Origin of the sequence: Ancylobacter sp. FA202 (genome assembly GCF_000380205.1) — a bacterium.
Taxonomy (GTDB): Bacteria; Pseudomonadota; Alphaproteobacteria; order Rhizobiales; family Xanthobacteraceae; genus Ancylobacter.
The window spans coordinates 2,196,049-2,215,695 of record NZ_KB904818.1; the positions used below are offsets into that span (position 1 = coordinate 2,196,049).

Consider the following 19,647-nt stretch of genomic DNA (forward strand, 5'->3'; position numbering starts at 1 on the left):
TTTATCCTCATACACTCAGATGTTTCAGCACCCTCGCACGGGAATCCGGCTCGGTGGAGGTGCCCATCTCGGCGATCTCGCCGCGGTCCAGCACCGCCCAGCGGTCGGCCACCGCCAAAGCGAAGGGCAGATGCTGCTCGACCAGCAGCATGGTGGTGCCGTGGCGGTCGCGGGCGCTGCGGATGACCCCGGCGAGCCGGTCGATGACCGAGGGTTGCAGCCCCTCGGTGATCTCGTCGACCAGCAGGAGCTTCGCCCCGGTTGCCAGCGAGCGGGCCATCAGCAGCATTTTCTGCTCGCCGCCGGACAGCGTGCCGGCGCGCTGCTTGAGGCGCTGCAGCAGGAAGGGGAAGGAGGCTTCGACCTCGGCCAGGGCGGCGTCGAAATCCGGCCGGCGCACGGCGAGGCGCAGGTTTTCCTCCACGCTCATATCCTGGAACAGCGCCTTTTCCTGCGCGACATAGCCCACTCCGAGGCGGGCGACGCGGTGCGGGGAGAGCCGCGTCGCCTCGCTGCCAGCAATACTCACGCTGCCGGTCATTTTCGGCAGGAAGCCCATTACCGCTTTCAGCAAGGTGGACTTGCCCATGCCGTTCTTGCCGAGCACGGCGAGGATTTCGCCCGGGGCGATGGCGAGGCTCACCTCGCGCAGCACCACGGCGCCGGCATAGCCGCTGGAAAGGTTGTCGACCGAGAGGACGCTCATGCCGGCAGCTCCGTGCGGGGGGAGGGGGCCGTCTCGTGGTCGATGCCGGCATGGCCGGAACCGGCATAGACCTGCTTTACCAGCTCGGACGCGACCACTTCTTCCACCGAGCCGTCGAGCACGATGCGGCCCTGGTGCAGCACGATGACGCGCGAGGAAATCTCGCGGACGAAGTCGAGATCATGCTCGACCAGCAGCACGCACAGGCCCTGCTTCTTCGCGAGGTCGATCAATATGGCGCCGATCTGCATCCGCTCGGTCTTGGTGAGGCCGGCGGTGGGCTCGTCCAGCAGCAGCACGCGCGGTTCCAGCGCCAGCACCATCGAGAGTTCCAGCGCCTGCTTCATGCCGTGCGAGAGCAGATGCGCCGGGGTGGAGAGCTGCTTGTCGAGCCCGGTCGTCGCCAGCACATGCATCGCCGCTTCCGGCAGCTTCAGCTCCTGCGCGCGGCACCACAGCGAGGGGCGGGCATGGCGCACCCGGGCGATCTGCAGGCATTGCGCGACGGTGAGCGTTTCGAACACATTCGCCATCTGGAACTTGCGGCCGACGCCGAGGGCGACGCAGGCCTCCGGCGGCTTGCGGCCGATGTCGTAGCCATTGACGGCGATGCTGCCGGCCGTGCGCTCGGCGCCATCGGCGATGCAGCGCATCAGCGTGGTCTTGCCTGCGCCATTGGGGCCGACAAGGCTGACGAGTTCACCGGCGCGGGCCTCGAAATCGATGCCCTCCAGCACGGTGAGGCTGCCGAAGCGCTTGACCACGCCGGCAACACTGAGCGCCGCCCCTTCGCCGGGCTCGACGCCCTGGGTGTCGGCGGGATCCAGCGTGGAGAGCGTCACGCTGGCGGCGGGCGTGGCGACGCGCGGGCGGATGAGGCCGAGCAGCTTGCGGGGCAGGTCGAACACCACAGGCAGCAGGCCGCGCGGGAAGGCGACGATCACAAGCACGAACAGCGTGCCGATGATGAGCTGCCAGACAAAGGGATAATCGCCGGCGAGCTGGGCGCTCTCATAATCGACGATCAGCGCGCCGAACACCGGGCCCAGCAGCGTGCCGCGCCCGCCGAGTGCGGTCCAGATGACAAGCTCGGTGCCGAAGACGAAGCCGGCGAGTTCCGGCGCCACCACCATGGCGTAGCCGGCATAGATATAGCCGGCGATAGCGGCGATGGCGGCGCAGGCGAGATAAACGAGGATCTTCAGCCGCGACGTGTCGAGGCCGAGATATTTGCAGCGCTGCTCGTTCTCGCGCACCGCCACCAGCAGGCGGCCGGCGTCGCTCTTGACGAAGATATAGGCCAGCGTCGTCACGCCGACGAGGAAGCTGCCGGAGAGCCAGAACCACGCCTCCATCGACAGATCGAAGCTCATGAAGCCGGACAGCCCGCTCGACGAGCCGGTGAAGGTGCCCCCCGAGTAGAGCAGCTGCGTCGCCACGATCGGCAGAACCAGGGTGATGACAGAGGCATAGAGCGCCGAGGCGCCGTGCCAGAAGGCCAGCCATCCGACAATGGCGGCGACCAGCAGCGCGCCGCCGACGCCCAGCCCCAGCGCGAGAAACGCGTTGGAGGTGGAAAAATCCATATGGGTGAAGACGAGGCCCGCCGCATAGGCGCCGCAGGCGAAGAATACCGACTGGCCGAAGGTGAGGATGCCGAGAAAGCCCCAGAGCAGATCGACGGTGAGCGCCACCGCCGCATAGAGCAGCGAGCGGGTGAGCACGTTCACGGAATAGGTGTCGAGCACAGTGGGCCCGGCGAAGATCGCCGCCAGCGCGAGCAGGGAAACGGCGAGGATGAGGGAGAGGCGGCGGGCTTCAGTCACGGGCGAACCCCTGAGGCCGGATGCGCAGAATGATGGCGGCGAGCACGGCGATGGTGAGACCTCCGAGAACCGGGCTGAAATGGGTGGCGACCAGCACCTGCGCCCCGCCCAGCACCAGGCAGGCGAACAGCAGGCTGACCAGCGAGGCGCCTGACACCAGCACCAGCATGAAGGCGTTGACCAGCCAGGGCACGCCCATGGAAGGATCGACGCTCGATAAGGGCGTGATGAGCGCGCCCGCCACGCCGGCCAGCGCCGAGCCGAGGGTGAAGGTGAGGAAGCGCACCAGCCCGCTATTGATGCCGAGCCCGCGCGCCAAATCCTCGTTCATGATCACCGCGCGCGTCTCCAGCCCCAGCCGCGTGCCCTGGAGCAGGGCGGTGAGGGCGATGCCGAGCACGGCGGCGATGCCAACCAAAGCGAGGCGGTAGGCGGAATAGCTCTCGCCGAACAGGTCGAGCGTGCCATTCAGCGGCGATTCCGCGAACTGCACGCCGCGGCCGAAGGCGATGGTGATGAGCTGGCCGATAATGATCGACAGGCCCCAGGTGGCGAGGATGGCGTCGAGCGGGCGGTTATAAAGCGGGCGGACGACAAAGCGTTCGATCGCCATGCCGACCACGCCGCCGAACAGCGCGGCGGCGGGAATGGCCAGCCAGGGGTTCAGCCCGGCCTGGGTGGTGAGGAGCGCGGCATAGCCGCCCAGCGTCATCAGCCCCCCATGGGCGAAATTGATGATCTTCATGACGCCGAACACGAGCAGCAGCCCGGTCGCCACCGCATAGAGAATGGCGGCGGTGGTCACGATGTCCAGCGTCTGGCCGATCATGCGAAAGTCCTTGGTTGGAGGCACGTTGGGTCGAGAGCCACGTCGTCCCGCAAAGCCCGGCTTTGTCGGGCGCCGCAGGATGACGTCGCAAGGCGGGCCGCAAGGATCGCGCCATCGGTGCCGCGAGCAACCTCTCCCCCGCAGGGAGAGGGAGGGGGTGAGGGCCCCCGGCGGGCCAGGCACGGAAGCCGGGGGCCCTCACCCCGCACGTCGCACCCGCCTCGTCCGCATGGCGAGAGGCGGGTGGTTCACGTGGATGGGCTCACTTCAGCTTCGGGCACTGCTCGCCGGGATCGACGTCCTTGAAGGTCGACATGATGCCGACCGAGCCGTCGGCCTTCACCTGGCCGAGATACATGGTGAGCGGCGCGTGGCGCTGCTTGTTCATGATGATAGTGCCGCGCGGGCCTTCCACCGCGACTTCGGCCAGCGCCGGGATCACCTTGGCGGCGTCGGTCGTGCCGGCCTTCTCCACGGCGGCCTTGTAGGCGTAGACGGCTTCATATTCCGGCACGGAGAGGTCGTTCGGGGTCTTCAGGTCCTTGCCGAACTTCTTCTCCATCGCGGCGAGGAAGGCCTTGTTGGCGGGGGTGTCGATATTGGTGAAGTAGGAGCCGGCGATGTAGATGCCCTCGGCATCCGGGCCCATCGACTTGGCGGTGCCTTCATCCACGGCGAGGTTGCCATAGAGCGACTTGATGCCCGCCGCGCGCAGCTGCTTGGTCAGGGTCACGTTCGGCGCGCCGCCGGCGGTGGAGGTGATGATGGCGTCGGGGTTGGCGGCCTTCACCTTGGAGAGGATGGCGGTCCAGTCGGTGGCGTCCATCGGGGCGTATTCGTCGCCGACGATCTTGCCGCCGGTCTTCTCGATATATTCCTTGGTGAAGGCCAGCATGCCGCGCCCGAAGGCGTAGTCCGAGCCGATCAGGAAATAGGTCTTGGCGCCTTCCTTGTTGAAGAAGTCGACAATGGGGGCGACCTGCTGGTCGGGCACCCAAGCGTTCACGAACATATACGGGCTGCAGGAGCGGCCCTCATAGAACGAGGTGTAGATGTAGGGCACCTTGCCGCGATTGACGATCGGCAGGCCGGCATTGCGGGCGGCCGAGGTCTCCATCGAGATCAGCGCGTCGACCTTCTTCTGGAAGATCAGCGAATCGAAGGCCTTCTGCGCGCCGGCCGCGCCGGAGGCGTCGTCGGCGACTTCAAGCACCACCTTCTTGCCGAGGATACCGCCCTTGGCGTTGATCTCCTCGACCGCCAGCTCGGCGGACTGGACGACGGAGGGGGCGACCACCGAATTGGCGCCGGAAAGGCCGACGGGAATGCCGATGGTGATGGTGTCGTCGGCGGCGAGCGCCGGGCCGGCAAGCAGGCCGGCGGCGAACACGCCGGCCATCAGCAGGGAGCTACGTGACATAGGCTTTCTCCGGAAGGTTGCGGTTCTTGTTGGGGTGGAGGGCGGAGCGGGGGCCGGTCAGTACCAGCCCCGGGAAATGTCGGAGCCGAGCATCTCGGCATAGACATCGGTGCGCCGGTCGCGCAGCACCTGGTTGAAGTCGTTCCAGTTGCGGGCGCGGCGGGCGGCGCCGAGGTCGATCTCGGCCGAGACGATCTCCTCGCCGGTGCGGCTCGCCGGGCCGGCGGCGGGCCAGCCGGTGTAGCTGAGGATGAGGCTCTGGCCCTCGAAGGGCTGGCCACGCTCGGTGCCGATGCGGTCGGCGCAGGCAATGTAGAGCGAGTTGGAATGGGCGGCGGCCATGGCGAGGATGTTGGCCATCGCCTCGCGGCCTTCCATCTGGCCGGGGATCGGCACCCAGTTGGTCGGCACGCAGACAATGTCCGCGCCCTGCAGCGCCTGCAGCCGGTAGGTCTCGGGGAACCAGCCATCATAGCAGATGGCGACGCCGATCCGCCCGAGCGGGGTCTGGAACACCGGGAAGCCGTTATTGCCGGGCTCGAAGAACAGGTTCTCGTTGCCCCACAGATGCATCTTCCGATAGGTGCCCATATGGCCGTCGGGGCCGATCACCACAGCGCTGTTGTAGAGCGCGGTTCCCTCGCGCTCGGTGATGCCGGCGACGATGTGCAGGCCGCGCTCATTGGCGATCTTCGCCCAGGCGAGGCAGGTCGGCCCGTCGGGAATGGTCTCGGCCAGCGCGAAGGCTTCCTCGCGGGTCTCGAACACGTAGCCGGTATTGGCGAGTTCCGGCAGCACGACCAGCTTGGCGCCGTCGTCGGCCGCGCGGGCGATGAGGTCGAGCGAATGGGCGACATTGGCGCTGGTGTCGCCGAAGCGCGGCTCCATCTGGATGCAGGCGACGCGGACAAGGCTGGAGACCGGCATGAAGGCACACCTCTGCGATCGCCGCGGCGGCCCGCGGCGTGAAAACAAAAAGCCCCCGGCAGTGCCTTTCGGCACCATCGAGGGCTGCATAGCCTGGATGTTGAGCGGCAACGCTGCCGCCACGCTCACGAAGCGTTGGACCTATGGAAGCGCAGCGCCGGGGTCCTGTCAAGCGCCAATGCACGCCTTAAGGGCACAGCCACATTTGCCTAGGAGTTAGGCAGGAGGGCTTACTTGTCCGTCTCGCCGTCGCGGTCGAGCTCCGCCAGCATGGCATGGGCATTGATGATCGAGCCGGCGATGGTGCCGATCGGCACCCGCTTGGCGGTCGCCTGCTTGCGCAGGAACTGGTAGGCGTCGTCCTCGGAAAGATTGCGCAGGCCCATCAGAAGCCGCGTCGCCTTCTCGACGTCGCGGCGGGTGCGCAGCGTGTCTTCCAGCTTGGTGATCTTGGCCAGCAGCCGCCCCTCATAGCCGCGCTGCGACAGGGCGAGGACGAGGCTGGAGAGCACGCCGGAGGCGCGGATCGGGCGCACCAGCACGCCATGGGCGCTGGAATCCAAGAGCGCCTTCAGCACGGTCGGGTTCTCATAGTCGACGATGGCGATATGGGCGATGGCGAGGTCCGCCATCCGCCACGGCATCGAACTCTTGGTGTCGCGGTCGAGCAGGAAGAACACCGCGTCGAGGGGGAGCGGCAGCTGCGAGGGCGGGGGCCACACCACCTGCACCTGGCAGCCGATGCGCTGGAGCTGGCGCACCAGGTCGTCGCCATCCTGGTCACGCGGATGCACCACGGCGACGCGGGTGTTGCGCAGGTTCTGGATGAGCTGCGAGGCGCTCATGCCGGCCGCCTCCGCGCCGTCGGGCGGGCCGGCTCACGCATGGTCATAGATGTGGTCGACGAGATAGGGGTCGGGCTTCACCGGCGCCTTGGCCTCCCACACCACGTCGAATTCGCCATGCTCGTTCACCATGCCGATGCGCGGCAGGAGATAGGTGTGGTTGTTGTCGGGGTCGATGCGGATGCGGCCCTGCGGCGCGTCATATTCGGTGCCGAGCGCGGCGTCGACCAGGCGCTGGGTGTCGAGCGACTTCGCCCGCTTCAGCGCGTCGGCGAACAGGTGGATCTGGAAATAGGCGGCCTCCGCATACATCGTTACCGCCGCGTCCCGGCCGAAGCGGGCGCGGTAGGCGGCGACGAAGCGGCGATTGGCCGGGGTGTCGACGGTGGAGAAATAGGGCGCCGAGGTGATGTGGCCGACGCACAGTTCCGGCCCGATGGCGCGGATCTCGCCCTCGGACATGGTGAGGCTGGCGATCGGCAGGGTGCGCGGGTCCAGCCCCGCCTCGCGGAACAGCCGGTAGAGCAGATGCGCGCCCTGGCCGACCACGGTGGAGAACACCACCGAGGGCGCGCGGCGGCGGATATCTTCCACCACGCGGCGGATCTGGTCCTCGTGCGGCTGCTCCGGCACATAGGTTTCCGCCACCACCTCGCCGCCCTCGCGCGAGACGAGATCGCGCATGATGCGGTTGGATTCGCGGGGGTAGATGTAGTCCGAGCCGACGAGATAGAAGCGCGGCCCGAAGCGGGACAGCAGATGGCGGGCGAGCTGCAGGCTGTTTTGGTTCGGCGCCGCGCCGGTGTAGATCACGTTCGGCGAATATTCGAAGCCCTCATAGAGCGAGGGGTACCAGAGCAGCGCGTTGCGCCGTTCCACCGTGGCGAGGATGGCCTTGCGGCAGGAGGAGGTGCAGCAGCCGAAAATGGTGCTGATGCCGTCCTCGGTCAGCAGCCGCTCGGCAGAGCGGCGGTACAGCTCGGGGCTGGATTCCGGGTCGTAGCACACCGGCTCGATCGGCCGGCCGAGCACGCCGCCGGCGAGGTTGATCTCCTCGATGGCGAGCGCGGTGCCGCGGAAATGCTCGGTTTCCGGCTCGCGCATATGCCCCTTGCGGGAGAACAGCACGCCGACCCGCCAGGGTGTGCCGGAGGCGCCGGAACCGTTCTCTGCGCTGCCGAAACTCGTCACCGGCCCTGCCCTGTGCCCTGTTTTCCCGGCAACGCCGGGCTGGCCCGTTTTGGCGCGCGCGCGGGCGGCAGGTCAAGTCCGCGCGGCGCGCGGCCGGGCAGGATGCTGATATATCGGGCGGCCATTCTGGCAATTCTGCCATTAAGCGGTTCGGGGCGCGCAAAACCTCAGCGCCAAGCCGGCGTGGTGAGCACGCCGCTGTCAAGGATTGCCCAGGCGAGGTGTCAAAAGCGTCATTATGAAGATGTCGTGCGCCCAGCGGCCGAAACCTACCGACAGCTGCGCTCTATTTCACCTTGTCTTGCCACGGAGGGAGATTTCTCATGGTGCCAATCTCTCGACTATTTCGGGAACCGGAGAGCGCACATGTCGAACATCTTCCCCAACGGCGTCGATCGTCGCAATTTCCTCAAGACCACCATGGCCGCGGCCGGCGGCCTCGTCGCCATGCCCTATATCGCCACCCGAGCCACGGCGGCGCCGTTGAAGACGGTGAATTTCAGCGAGGCGGTGCACAATCTCGGTTACATCAACCTCTATGTCGGCATGCATGACGGCATCTTCGCCAAGCACGGGCTCGACATGAAGGTTTCCGCAGCCGGCGGCGACACCCAGACCTTCGCCGCCGTGCTGGGCGGTTCGGCCGATTTCGCCATTGGCGACGCCACCATGGCGCAGATCTCGCGCGAGAATGGCGGCCCCGGCGTCGTCGTCGGCACGGTCGTGCAGCGGGCGCATTATTTCGGCGTGTCGAAGACCATGGAGCCCTTCACCGACCCGAAGGACCTGAAGGGCAAGAAGGTCGTCACCTCGCCGGAGCCGAACACCAATTATTCCGTCACCAAGCGCATGGTCGAGCAGGCCGGGCTGAAGCTCGGCACCGATGTGACCATCGTTCCGGTGAGCCCCGGCACCGAGATAGGCGCCATGCTGGCGGGCCAGGCCGACATGGCGGTGGCCTACCAGCCGAGCGTCGCCGCCGCCGAGGCGCAGGGCTCCAAGGTCGTGTTCGACTTTTCGAACTATATCGGCCCGTTCTGCAACACCGGCATCATGGTGCTGCCCACCACCATCGCCAAGGACCCGGAAATGGTGCAGGCGCTGGTGACGGCGTTCGAGGAAGCCTCGCGCAAGACCTATGCCGACCCGGCCTTCGCCAAGAAGGTGGCGCGGCTCGAATTCCCCGATCTGCCGGGCGAGGTGGTGGACAAGGCGATCGACGCCGAGCTGAAATATCTCATCCCGGCGCAGTCGGTCGTCACCAAGCCCGACCAGTGGAAGAACCTGATGGACATGCAGCTCTACCTCGGCAACATCAAGGGCACGGTGAGCTTCGACCAGATCATCGACAACTCCTTCGCCGACAAGGCCGTCAAGCAGCTCGGGTGAGCGCGGTGGTTCCCCCCGCCATCGCGGCAGGGGCGCGCGCACCGGTGCAAGCCGGCGCGCCGCCCCTCGTGGTCGCGCATGTAGCCAAGAGCTTCGATGCCGACGGGCGGGTGGTGCCCGTCATCGGCGACCTTTCTCTGACGCTGAACGAGGGCGAGATCGTCGCCATTGTCGGGCCTTCGGGCTGCGGCAAGACCACGCTGCTCAACACGCTGTGCGGCCTCATCGCCCCCGATTCCGGCCGCGTCAGCTGGTTCGGCCGGGAAATGTCGGGCCAGCCCGCCGGCGTCGGCTATATGCTGCAGAAGGACCTGCTGCTGCCCTGGCGCACGGCGCTGCGCAACGTGATGCTGGGGCTGGAGATACGCGGGGTAAGCCTTTCCGAGGCGGAGGAGCGTGCCCATGTCATGCTCGACCAGCTCGGCCTGCACGGCTTTGCCGACCATTACCCCACAACGCTGTCCGGCGGCATGCGACAGCGCGTGGCGCTCGCCCGCACGCTGGTGAACGAACCGGACGTGCTGCTGCTCGATGAGCCCTTCGCCGCGCTCGACTTCCAGACCAAGCTGCTGATCGAGAGCGACACCGCCAAGCTGGTGCGCGAGAGCCGGCGCTCGGTGCTGCTCATCACCCATGACATCGAGGAGGCGGTCTCCATCGCCGACCGGGTGATCGTGCTGAGCAAGCGCCCGACCCGGGTGAAGGCAGTGTACGACATCGCGCTCGGCACCGAGCGCACCGACATGATCGCCGCCCGCGAGAGCGCCGGCTTCGTCGATTACGTCAGGCGCATCTGGGCCGATCTCGACGTGACGCGGAACTAGGAGGAACGCCATGAACGGTTCCCCCCTCCCGCCCCGCGCCGCCGCCGACGCTGGCATCGACGCGGCCGCCCAGGATGCCGCCGCCCGGCGCCTCGCCGCGCACCGGCGCGCCCGCCTGCGCGCCGGCCTGCTGGTGCTGGCAAGCCAGGTCGCGCTGCTGGCGGCCTTCATCGCCTTCTGGGAGTACATGACCGCCTTCGACAAGCAGGCGGCGTTCATGTTCGGCTCGCCCTCGGCCATTGCCGGCTTTCTCGTCACCATGGCGAGCGATGGCAGCCTGTGGCGCGACACCTATGTCACCGGGGTGGAGACGCTGCTCGGCTTCCTGGTCGGCAATGTCATCGGCACGCTGATCGGCCTGTCGCTGTGGTATTCGCGCTTCGTCTCGCGGGTGATCGAGCCCTTCGTCATCGCGCTCGGCTCGATCCCGATCATCGCGCTGGCGCCGATCATCATCATCTGGTTCGGCACCGGCCTGACCTCGAAGATCGCCATGTCGACGCTCTCCGTGGTAATCGTCGCGCTGGTCACATCCTACAAGGGCGCGGTCGGGGTCGATGCGGACCAGATCAATTTGATGCGGACGCTCGGCGCCTCGAAGTTCCAGATCTTCCGCAAGCTGGTGGTGCCGGCCTCGCTGACGGATATCTTCGCCGGCTTCAAGCTCACCGTCGGCTTCGCGCTGATCGGCGCCATCGTCGGCGAGTTCATGTCGTCCTCGGAAGGGCTCGGCCACGCCATCTTCAAGGCCGGCTCGCTCTACATCATCCCCAAGGTGTTCGCCGCGCTGGTCGCCACCATCGCGCTGGCCCTCATCCTCACCTTCATCGTCGGCAAGGTGGAAAGGCTGCTCATGCCCTGGCGCCGCCTCGGCTGAACCGCCCTTCGATCCGCCGCGTCAGTGCCCAAAGGAGTGACCATGACCCAGCGTGTCAGCAAGGCCGGCAACATCAAATACGCCCTGTCGGCCAACGACGCCTTCGTCGCCGCCGTCTCGCCCGGCGAGACCTTCGTGGTGGAGTGCGCCATCAACGCCAATGACGGCACCATCCGCCATCTCGGCCAGCAGCTGACCGAGGCGGATGTCTCGCTGCCCTTCGTCAACGGCGCCACCGGGCCGATCGAGGTGAAGGGCGCGAAGGCGGGCGACATGCTGAAGCTGGAAATCCTCGGCATGGAGCTCGACACGCTCGGCTTCACCGCGCTGTGGCCGGGCATCGGCATGTTTCCGGACTGGGTGCGGCAGAAGGAGTTCGGCATGCGTACCCATGTCGTCGAGGTGAAGGACGGCGTTGTCCACTGGAGCGACAAGGTGAAGCTGCCGGTGCGCCCGATGATCGGCGTCGCCGGCGTCGCCCCGGTGCATGGCGGCGTGCTCACCGTCGACAACGGCACCCATGGCGGCAATCTCGACGTGCAGGAAATCACCCCCGGCAACACCGTGATGTTCCGGGTGAACCATGACGGCGCCCATCTCTTCCTCGGCGATTGCCACGCGCTGCAGGGCGATGGCGAGGCCAATGGCATGGGCGCGATCGAGATCGCCGCCACGCTCACCGTGCGGGTGACGCTGGAAGAGGCGCCGGCCCGGCTCGCCCATCCCCGCATCGAGACGCCGACCCATATCTGCACGCTCGGCTGCGCCCGCCCGCTGGAGGATGCGATGCGGATCGCCTTCCAGGAGATGATCTACTGGCTGGAGGACGACTACGGCATCCCGGCGGCGGAGGGCTATATGCTGCTCGGCCAGATCGCCGAGGCGCGCTGCACCCAGGTGGTGAACCCGAAATACACCTATATCTGCAAGGTCGACAAAAGCGTGCTGGCGCAGTTCGCCGGCTAAGGGCCAACCGCTCAGCGCGACGTCTGGGCGGCGGCGGGGAAGGCCACGACATTCTCCGTGCGCCGCGCCAGCCCGCCAGCGACCTCGACGAGCTGCTGCGGGGTGAAGGGCTTGCTGATGACCGGGGCGTGCGCGAAGGCCGCCGGAAGGCTTTCGCGGCCATAGCCGCTGACGAAGGCGAAGGGCGTCCCGCGCCGGGTCAGCGCGGCGGCGAGAACGTCCACCGGCTTGCCGTGCAGATTGCCGTCGAGTAGGGCGGCCTGGAAGCTGTCGGCCTCGATCATATCAAGCGCCTCCTCGACGGTGCGTGCCGGTCCGCACACCGTGGCGCCGGCATCTTCGAGCACCGCGATGAGTTCGAGCGCGACGAGTGCCTCGTCCTCGACGACAAGGATGCGGCAGCCGTCGAGCGCCTGCGCCTCGCGCGCCGGAACGGGCGCCGTCTGGACCGGGGCGCGCCCGGCGATTTCCGCCATCGGCTCCAGTGCGCAGTCGAGCCGCATCGCCAGATCCCACACCACGCCGTCATTGCGGTAGGACACGCCGGCCGTGCCGCCGTCCGACTTCATGCTGCTCTCGATGAGGGTGGAGCCGAAGCCGCGTTTGACCGGCGCCTGCACCGGCGGGCCGCCGCTTTCCTGCCAGCGCAGCCGCAGCTGCTCGCCCTCTACCGACCATTCGAGCGCGACCTCGCCCGAAGACTGCGAGAAGGCACCGTATTTCAGCGCGTTGGTCGCCAGCTCGTGCAGGATCAGTGCGAGCCGCAGCGCCGGCTGCGGCTGCAGCTGCACGCGCGGGCCGCTGGCCTTGAGACGCGAAGGGTCGATGGTGCCGAGCCGCAATTGGTCCTGCACCAGGTCCATCAGGTCGGCGCCCTGCCAGGTGCGGTCGCTCAGCATGCCATGGGCGCGCGCCAGCGCCTGGATGCGGCCGGAAAAGGTGGCGGAGAACTGGTCGGGATTGCGGGTGTAGCGCAGGGTCTGGGTGGCGATGGCCTGCACACTGGCCAGCGTGTTCTTTACCCGGTGGTTCAGCTCGCCGATGAGCAGAAGCTGCGTTTCCTCGGCGCGGCGGCGATCGGTGATGTCGAGGATCTGCACGCTCAGCGATACCGGGGTGCCGTCCGGGCGGCGCAGCACCGAGCTGTACCATTCGCAGTCCAGCATGCTGCCATCGCGGGCGCGGCAGCGCACCGTGTCGTGCCCGCGCTGGTGCGAGGTGTCCGCCATCGAGGCGGAGAACAGCGTGACCATGTCGGCGATGCAGCTGTCCGGCATCCAGCCGAGATCGGCGAGCGGATGGCCGATCATCTCCGGCGCGGTCCAGCCGAACATGCGCTCGGCGCCCTTGGACCAGCCGAGCAGCCGCATGTCCGGGTCGAACTCGACGATGGCGAGCGGCGAATTGTCGGTGTGGGCCTGCAGCCGGTCGAGCGCCCCGCTCAGCTCGGCCGCCGCTTTGGCGAGCGCGTCCTTCTGCTGGGCCAGCTGCTCATGCTGGCGGGCGATGGAGAAGAACACCTCCGCCTTGCTCTTCAGGATGAGCGGGTCGATCGGCTTGTAGATGAAATCGACCGCGCCGGCCTCGTAGCCCTTGAAGCGGCGGCCTTCATCGGTGGCGGCGGCGGTGACGAAGATGATCGGCACGCGGCGGGTGCGCCCGGTGCCGCGCATCATCTCGGCCAGCTCGAAGCCGTCCATGTCGGGCATCTGCACGTCGAGCAGCGCGAGGGCGAAATCATGCTCCAGCAGCAGCTCCAGCGCCTCGATGCCGGAGCGGGCCTTGTACAGCGCCAGCCCGTCGCGGCGCAGCAGCGCCTCCAGCGCGCGCAGATTCTCTTCGATGTCGTCGACCAGGAGGAACTTCACCGGCTCAGGCGACGCCATGGCGGGTCTCCATCTGCGCCACCATCGCCAGCCGGCGATAGATGCGCTCATCGGGGGCGAAGGAGGCGAAGGCGTCGGCGTGCTCGGAAAAGCGCAGGCTCTCATTCATGCCGAGCCCGAGAAAGCCGCCGCGCGTGAGCGAGTCCCGGAACAGTCCCAGCGCCCGGTCCTGCAGGTTCGAATCGAAATAGATCAGCACGTTGCGGCAGGAGATCAGGTGCATCTCGGAAAACACCTGGTCGGAGGCGAGGCTGTGCTCGGCGAACACGGTGCGCGCGCGCAGCGACTTGTCGAACACCGCGCCGCCATAGGCGGCGGTGTAGTAGTCCGACAGCGAGGAATGCCCGCCGGCCTTGCGGTGGTTCTCGGTGAACAGGGGGATGCGGTCGAGATCGTAAATGCCGAGCTCGGCCCGGGCCAGCGCCACCGGGTTGGTGTCGGTGGCGTAGAACAGGGTGCGCGCTTCCAGCCCTTCCTCGCGGAACAGGATCGCCAGCGAATACAGCTCCTCGCCGGCGCTGCACCCGGCCACCCACACTTTGAGCGAGGGGAAGGTGCGCAGATGCGGGATCACCTGCTCGCGCAGGGCGCGGAAATAGGCGGGATCGCGGAACATTTCGCTCACCTGCACGGTGAGGCACTCGATCATGAGCGGCAGCAGCTCGGGCTCGCGCAGCAGGCGGGCCTGCACATGCGAGAGCGTGTCGCAGTGCAGGCGCTGGCGCAGCAGCTCGGCCCGGCGGCTCAGCGAAGAACGCGAATAGGAGCGGAAATCATAGTGATAGCGGCGATGGATCGCCTCGACCAGCAGGTCGAGCTCGATCTTCTCGCTGACGCTGGTGTGGCCGCTCACGCTGGCGAGGCCCGTCATCGCGACATCCACACCCGGGCGAGGGAGAGCAGCTTGTCGACATCAAGCGGCTTGGCGAGATAGTCATTGGCGCCCGCCGCCAGGCACTGTTCCTGGTCGTCCGCCATCGCCTTGGCGGTGAGCATGATGACCGGTAGCGTCTCCCAGCCCGGCCGCCGGCGGATCTCGCGCGTGGCGGTGAGGCCGTCCATTTCCGGCATCATCACATCCATCAGCACCAGGTCGATCGGCGGACCGCCCTCCGCCTTCTCCAGGAATTCCAACGCCTCGCGGCCATTGCGGGCGATCTGCACCCGGGCACCGTGCGGCTCGAAGATGGAGGTGAGGGCGAAGACGTTGCGCACATCGTCCTCCACCACGAGGATGTGGCGGCCTTCGAGACGCGCATCGCGGTTGAGCGAGGTGGCGAGCAGCTTCTGCTGCTGCACCGGCAGGTCGGACACCACCTGGTGCAGGAACAGCGTCACCTCGTCGATCAGCCTTTCGGGGGATTTCGCGCCCTTGATGATGATCGACTTGGAGTAGCGGCGCAGCCGAAGCTCCTCGGCATCGGTCAGCTCGCGCGCGGTGTAGACGATGACGGGCGGGAACGCCGCCGCCTCATTGTCGGCGAGCCGGCTCAGCAGATCGAAGCCGGTGGCGTCCGGCAGCGTCATGTCGAGCACCATGCAGTCGAAGGTCTCGCTCTCCAGCCGGGCCAGCGCCTCGGCGGCGGTGGCGGCGCCGATCGTCTCGACCTCCTTGGCCGAGAGGAGCTCGCTGAGGCCGCGCAGCTGGGCGGGGTCGTCCTCGACGATGAGGATGCGGCGCAGCTGGCGCGCCATGCGGAATTCGAGCCGCTCCAGCGCCTGCACCAGCTCGTCGCGCTTGACCGGCTTCATCATGTAGCTGACCGCGCCATAGGCGAGGGCGGTCTGCTCGTAATCGCTGGCGGAGACCACATGAACGGCGATGTGGCGGGTGCGGGCATCGTGCTTCAGCCGGTCGAGCACGGTGAGGCCGGAATGGTCGGGCAGACCCATGTCGAGCACCACCGCGTGCGGCAGATATTGCCGCGCGGCGATCACCCCGTCATCGGCGGTCGCGGTGACGATGCACTGGAAACCGAGCTCATGGGCGAGATCGAGCAGGATGCGGGCGAAGGCGAGATCGTCCTCCACCACCAGGATGACCCGGGAACCGGCGGTGAGCCGGGCGCGGTCGTCGTCGATGCCGGCGGGCGCGCGGGGCGAAAGGGTGGCGCCCTCGTCGGTCGGCGCGGGCCGCGGGGCCTGCCTGCGGGCGGCCGGGCTGCGCCGGCCCGAGCGGGTGGGCGGGGCCGGGCTGGCGCTGTCGACGACGATGCCGCGGAAGCGGGTCGGCACCACCAGGCTGAAGGTGCTGCCCTCGCCCAGCTGGCTCTCCAGCTGGATTTCGCCGCCGAGCAGAGCGGTCAGCTCGCGGGATATCGAGAGCCCGAGCCCGGTGCCGCCATAGCGGCGGTCGATGGTGCCGTCGGCCTGGCGGAAGGCCTCGAAGATCGCCTCCTGCTGTTCCTCGGCGATGCCGATGCCGGAATCGCGGACCGCGAACACGATATGGTCGTCCGGGTCGGTGTCGATGGCGAGAACCACCTCGCCCTGCGCGGTGAACTTGACAGCGTTGGAGAGGAAGTTCTTCAGCACCTGTTCGAGGCGCTGCGGGTCGCTTTCCACGAGCTGCGGCACGTGCGGCGCCACCTCTGCCCGCAGGCCGACACCCTTCTGCGCCGCCTGCGGCTCGAAGCTGCGGATCAGCTTTTCCGCCAGCGCCGCGATGTCCACCTGCTGCGGCTTCAGCTCCAACTTGCCGGCCTCGATCTTCGACAGGTCGAGAATGTCGTTGATCAGGGTGAGCAGGTCATTGCCCGAGGTTTCGATCATCTGGGCAAAGCCCACCTGGTCCTCGGTCAAATTGCCGTGCCGGTTCTCGCCCAGCAGCCGCGCCATGATGAGCAGCGCGTTGAGCGGCGTGCGCAGCTCGTGCGACATGTTTGCGAGGAATTCGGACTTGTAGCGGCTGGCGGTGGCGAGGTCGTTGGCCCGCTCCTTCAGCGCCCCCTGGGTGCGGGCAAGATCGTCGCGCTGGGCTTCCAGCAGCTGCGTCTGCTCCTCCAGCTGGGCGTTGGATTCCTCCAGTTCCGCCTGCTGGCGCTCCAGCCGGCGCTGCGAATCCTGAAGCGCCTGGCTCTGTTCGTGCAGTTCCTCATTGGCGGCGGTCAGTTCCTCGCCATGCGCGCGCAGCTCTTCCGCCTGCCGGCGGGTTTCCTCCAGCAGTTCCTCCAGCCGGGTGCGGTACTGCGCCGAGCGCAGCGCCACGCCGACCGCGCCGGTGGTGCGCTCCAGGAATTCCAGCGCCTCGGCGCCCGGCTTGCGGGGGAAGCCGAGCTCCAGCACGCCGTTGACGGCATCATCCTCGCGGGTGGGGGTCAGCAGCAGCCAGTTCGGCTTCGCCTTGCCGAGCGAGGAGCCGAAATAGAGATAGCCCTCGGGAACGTTGTCGACGGTGAAGCTGCGATTATCGGCGATCACCTGGCCGACCAGCCCATCGCCGCGGCTGATCCGGGCCGGCACCGGCGCCTCGGCGGGCACGCCATAGCTGGCGGCGCGGGCAAAGGCGTCCTGGTCGCGGACATAGAAAAGAGCCGCCTGCGCGCCGAGCCGCTCGGCCAGGAAGGCGAGGACGCGCGCGCCCAGCTCCTGGCTGGAAAGATCGCCCATCATGCGGCGCGACAGGTCCACCTGCGCCGTGCGGATCCATTCCTCGCGCCGCACCGCCAGCTTGTTGCGGATGAAGAAGAAGCCCGTCGCCGCCAGGATCCACACCGTTGCCGTGCCCATGGAGCGGTTGAGCAGGGCGATGCTGGGGTCGATGCCGGGGCGGTCGACGAGAAAGCCCGCGACGATCACACAGGTGACGGCGGCGGCGGTGACGAGCGGCACAGAGGTGCGCCAGGCGAGAAAGGCGAGCACCACCGGGATGAAATAGATAACCCACACGGCGACGCCGAGGGGAAACGAAAGGTCCGCCAGAAACACCAGCGCGGTGAGCGCGGCGAGAAGGACATAGAGAAGGACCGGCTTCTCCCCGAGCGCCCTGAACTGCACGCTGCCCTCACTCCCCTGAAAACACGCTGCGAGGCTGCGTGCCGCCGACCCGCCAGATGCCGTGCTGTCCGCCGCGTCACGTGCTGGCGCGTCCGCCGCGCCGCTCATTCCGCGCAGGACGCATTCGCCCGGCGCCCATAAACACCTCTGCAGCCGGAAGGTTCCGGCCGTTGCGAAAGAAAATGCGGCCCGCCGGAGCGTGGCCCGCCCCCTTACGCCGGGATGCGGTCCGCCTCGGCGAACTGGGTCCGCACCATGCGGGCATAGATGCCGCCGCGCGCCACCAGCTCGGCATGATTGCCCTGCTCGGCGATGCCTTCGCGGGTGACGACGACGATGCGGTCGGCGGTGCGGATGGTGGAGAGCCGGTGGGCGATGATCAGCGTGGTGCGCCCGACCGAGAGCGCCGCCAGCGCCCGCTGGATTTCCCATTCGGTCTCGCTGTCGAGCGCCGAGGTCGCCTCGTCGAGAATGAGGATGGGCGGGTCTTTCAGGAACATGCGGGCGATGGCGAGCCGCTGCTTCTGCCCGCCCGACAGCTTCACCCCGCGCTCGCCGATCACCGTGTCGAGCCCGAGCGGCAGCTCCGCGAGCAGCCCGTCGAGCTGCGCCCGGCGGGCCGCCTCGAGGATCGCGGCCTCGCTGGCGTCGAGCCGGCCATAGGCGATGTTCTCGCGGATCGTGCCGCCGAACAGGAACACGTCCTGCTGGACGATGCCGATGTTCCGCCGCAGCGAGTCGAGGCGCACATCGCGTATATCGTGCCCATCTATGCTGATGCCCCCGCCGGTGACGTCGTAGAAGCGCGGCAGCAGCGAGCACAGCGTGGTCTTGCCGGCCCCCGATGGGCCGACAAAGGCAACGCTCTCGCCGGCGCGAATGTCGAGGTCGATCCCGTTCAGCACCGGCGCGGCCTTGCCATAGGCGAAGCGCACGCCCTCATAGCGGATGGCGCCCTTGACGCCCGCCAGCTCGATCGCGCCGGGGCGGTCGGCGACATCGGGCTTGGTGGCAAGGAAGTCGAGATAGGAGCGCAGCCCGGCAATGCCCTTGGGGTAGACTTCCATGACTGCCGCGATCTTCTCAAGCGGCCGGAAGAACACCCCGACCAGCAGGAGGAAGCCGACAAAGCCGCCATTGCTGAGTTCGCCGCGCAGCACGAACCAGGTGCCGGCCAGCATGATGATGACCTGGGTGAGCCGCATGCCGAGATAGGACAGCGAGGCATTGGCCGCCAGCAGCCGGTAAGCCTCCAGCTTGGTGCTGCGGTAATGCGCATTCTCCACCGCGAACAGCCGGCTCTCATGCGCCTCATTGGCGAAGGACTGCACCACGCGGATGCCGCCGATATTCTCCTCGATGCGGGCGTTGAAGGCACCCACCCGGCCGAATAGCGCGCGGAAATTCGCCGTCATCCGCCGCCCGTAGCGGGTCGTGATCAGCGCGCTGGCGGGCACGATGATGGCGGTGAGAAGCGCAAGGTGGACGTTCACGCTCAGCATCACCAGGAAGGCGCCGACGAAGGTCATCACCGCGATGAACACGTCCTCGGGGCCGTGATGGGCGACCTCGCCGATCTCCTCCAGGTCCTTGGTCAGGCGGGCGACGAGGTGGCCGGTCTTGTTGTTGTCGAAATAGGAGAAGGACAGCTTCTGCACATGGTCGAAGGCGCGCCGGCGCATCTCGGTCTCGATATTGATGCCGAGCATGTGGCCCCAATAGGTGACGATGGCCATCAGCGCCGCGTTCAGCAGGTAGATCACCAGCAGGCCCACCGCGGCCCAGACGATGAGGTGCCAGTCCTGCCCCGGCAGCAGGTGGTCGATGAACAGCTTCACCGCCAGCGGGAAGCCCAGCTCCAGCAGGCCGGACAGCACCGCGCAGGAAAAATCGAGCATAAACAGCCCCTTATAGGGAGCGTAATAGGTCAGGAAGGGCCGGATGAGCTGCATGATGGATCGCTTA

Annotated in this window: 15 protein-coding genes; 4 read left to right on the forward strand and 11 right to left on the reverse strand. The window is 67.4% G+C overall.

Annotated elements, in window-relative coordinates:
• Positions 1 to 7: 7 nt before the first annotated feature.
• From A3M1_RS0110020 to A3M1_RS0110050, 7 genes are all read right to left on the reverse strand, one after another.
• Positions 8 to 706: an ABC transporter ATP-binding protein gene (locus A3M1_RS0110020; RefSeq protein WP_018388830.1), complete on the reverse strand. Its 699-nt coding sequence runs from the start codon at positions 704 to 706 to the stop codon at positions 8 to 10.
• The gene (locus A3M1_RS0110025; RefSeq protein ID WP_018388831.1) at positions 703 to 2,532 is read right to left on the reverse strand and encodes an ATP-binding cassette domain-containing protein; all 1,830 of its coding nucleotides are present in this window, start codon (positions 2,530 to 2,532) and stop codon (positions 703 to 705) included. The genes A3M1_RS0110020 and A3M1_RS0110025 overlap by 4 nt, the downstream gene beginning before the upstream one ends.
• Entirely contained in the window at positions 2,525 to 3,361 is an 837-nt protein-coding gene (locus tag A3M1_RS0110030) for a branched-chain amino acid ABC transporter permease (protein ID WP_018388832.1), read from the reverse strand. The genes A3M1_RS0110025 and A3M1_RS0110030 overlap by 8 nt, the downstream gene beginning before the upstream one ends.
• 262 nt (positions 3,362 to 3,623) lie before the next feature.
• A complete protein-coding gene (locus A3M1_RS0110035; RefSeq protein ID WP_018388833.1) occupies positions 3,624 to 4,760 on the reverse strand; it encodes a substrate-binding protein in 1,137 nt (378 codons plus the stop codon).
• 78 nt (positions 4,761 to 4,838) lie between these two features.
• Complete coding sequence (locus A3M1_RS0110040) at positions 4,839 to 5,708, reverse strand: nitrilase family protein (RefSeq protein ID WP_018388834.1); 870 nt, start codon at positions 5,706 to 5,708, stop codon at positions 4,839 to 4,841.
• 230 nt (positions 5,709 to 5,938) lie between these two features.
• Positions 5,939 to 6,553 carry an ANTAR domain-containing response regulator gene (locus A3M1_RS0110045; protein WP_018388835.1) on the reverse strand — a complete coding sequence of 205 codons (615 nt, stop codon included), beginning with the start codon at positions 6,551 to 6,553 and terminating at the stop codon, positions 5,939 to 5,941.
• 33 nt (positions 6,554 to 6,586) lie between these two features.
• Positions 6,587 to 7,744: a transporter substrate-binding domain-containing protein gene (locus A3M1_RS0110050; RefSeq protein WP_018388836.1), complete on the reverse strand. Its 1,158-nt coding sequence runs from the start codon at positions 7,742 to 7,744 to the stop codon at positions 6,587 to 6,589.
• A gap of 366 nt (positions 7,745 to 8,110) precedes the next feature.
• On the opposite strand from A3M1_RS0110050, the gene A3M1_RS0110055 reads away from it, so the two are divergent.
• The 4 genes from A3M1_RS0110055 to A3M1_RS0110070 are packed head-to-tail and all read left to right on the forward strand — an operon-like array spanning position 8,111 to position 11,800.
• Positions 8,111 to 9,133, forward strand: coding sequence for an ABC transporter substrate-binding protein (locus A3M1_RS0110055; RefSeq protein ID WP_018388837.1), 1,023 nt, complete (start codon positions 8,111 to 8,113; stop codon positions 9,131 to 9,133).
• Positions 9,130 to 9,957, forward strand: coding sequence for an ATP-binding cassette domain-containing protein (locus A3M1_RS0110060; RefSeq protein ID WP_018964133.1), 828 nt, complete (start codon positions 9,130 to 9,132; stop codon positions 9,955 to 9,957). The genes A3M1_RS0110055 and A3M1_RS0110060 overlap by 4 nt, the downstream gene beginning before the upstream one ends.
• A 10-nt stretch (positions 9,958 to 9,967) precedes the next feature.
• Complete coding sequence (locus A3M1_RS0110065; RefSeq protein WP_018388839.1) at positions 9,968 to 10,834, forward strand: ABC transporter permease; 867 nt, start codon at positions 9,968 to 9,970, stop codon at positions 10,832 to 10,834.
• A 42-nt stretch (positions 10,835 to 10,876) separates the two neighbouring features.
• Positions 10,877 to 11,800: an acetamidase/formamidase family protein gene (locus A3M1_RS0110070; protein WP_018388840.1), complete on the forward strand. Its 924-nt coding sequence runs from the start codon at positions 10,877 to 10,879 to the stop codon at positions 11,798 to 11,800.
• An 11-nt stretch (positions 11,801 to 11,811) separates the two neighbouring features.
• Here the strand turns inward: A3M1_RS0110070 and A3M1_RS0110075 are convergent, their stop codons facing one another.
• The 4 genes from A3M1_RS0110075 to A3M1_RS0110090 form a co-directional block, all read right to left on the reverse strand.
• The gene (locus tag A3M1_RS0110075; protein WP_018388841.1) at positions 11,812 to 13,686 is read right to left on the reverse strand and encodes a response regulator; all 1,875 of its coding nucleotides are present in this window, start codon (positions 13,684 to 13,686) and stop codon (positions 11,812 to 11,814) included.
• On the reverse strand, positions 13,673 to 14,557 hold the full coding sequence (locus A3M1_RS0110080; protein WP_018388842.1) for a protein-glutamate O-methyltransferase CheR: 885 nt from the start codon (positions 14,555 to 14,557) through the stop codon (positions 13,673 to 13,675). The genes A3M1_RS0110075 and A3M1_RS0110080 overlap by 14 nt, the downstream gene beginning before the upstream one ends.
• Positions 14,554 to 17,682 carry a response regulator gene (locus A3M1_RS0110085; RefSeq protein ID WP_018388843.1) on the reverse strand — a complete coding sequence of 1,043 codons (3,129 nt, stop codon included), beginning with the start codon at positions 17,680 to 17,682 and terminating at the stop codon, positions 14,554 to 14,556. The genes A3M1_RS0110080 and A3M1_RS0110085 overlap by 4 nt, the downstream gene beginning before the upstream one ends.
• 212 nt (positions 17,683 to 17,894) lie before the next feature.
• Entirely contained in the window at positions 17,895 to 19,634 is a 1,740-nt protein-coding gene (locus tag A3M1_RS0110090; protein WP_018388844.1) for an ABC transporter ATP-binding protein, read from the reverse strand.
• Positions 19,635 to 19,647: the final 13 nt, after the last annotated feature.

What these genes read in the sequence shown, in the direction of transcription:
- A3M1_RS0110020 (WP_018388830.1), bottom strand. Translation starts at nt 706, where the DNA reads ATGAGCGTCCTCTCGGTCGACAACCTTTCCAGCGGCTATGCCGGCGCC.
- A3M1_RS0110030 (WP_018388832.1), bottom strand. Translation starts at nt 3,361, where the DNA reads ATGATCGGCCAGACGCTGGACATCGTGACCACCGCCGCCATTCTCTAT.
- A3M1_RS0110035 (WP_018388833.1), bottom strand. Translation starts at nt 4,760, where the DNA reads ATGGCCGGCGTGTTCGCCGCCGGCCTGCTTGCCGGCCCGGCGCTCGCC.
- A3M1_RS0110040 (WP_018388834.1), bottom strand. Translation starts at nt 5,708, where the DNA reads ATGCCGGTCTCCAGCCTTGTCCGCGTCGCCTGCATCCAGATGGAGCCG.
- A3M1_RS0110045 (WP_018388835.1), bottom strand. Translation starts at nt 6,553, where the DNA reads ATGAGCGCCTCGCAGCTCATCCAGAACCTGCGCAACACCCGCGTCGCC.
- A3M1_RS0110055 (WP_018388837.1), top strand. Translation starts at nt 8,111, where the DNA reads ATGTCGAACATCTTCCCCAACGGCGTCGATCGTCGCAATTTCCTCAAG.
- A3M1_RS0110065 (WP_018388839.1), top strand. Translation starts at nt 9,968, where the DNA reads ATGAACGGTTCCCCCCTCCCGCCCCGCGCCGCCGCCGACGCTGGCATC.
- A3M1_RS0110070 (WP_018388840.1), top strand. Translation starts at nt 10,877, where the DNA reads ATGACCCAGCGTGTCAGCAAGGCCGGCAACATCAAATACGCCCTGTCG.
- A3M1_RS0110075 (WP_018388841.1), bottom strand. Translation starts at nt 13,686, where the DNA reads ATGGCGTCGCCTGAGCCGGTGAAGTTCCTCCTGGTCGACGACATCGAA.
- A3M1_RS0110080 (WP_018388842.1), bottom strand. Translation starts at nt 14,557, where the DNA reads ATGACGGGCCTCGCCAGCGTGAGCGGCCACACCAGCGTCAGCGAGAAG.
- A3M1_RS0110090 (WP_018388844.1), bottom strand. Translation starts at nt 19,634, where the DNA reads ATGCAGCTCATCCGGCCCTTCCTGACCTATTACGCTCCCTATAAGGGG.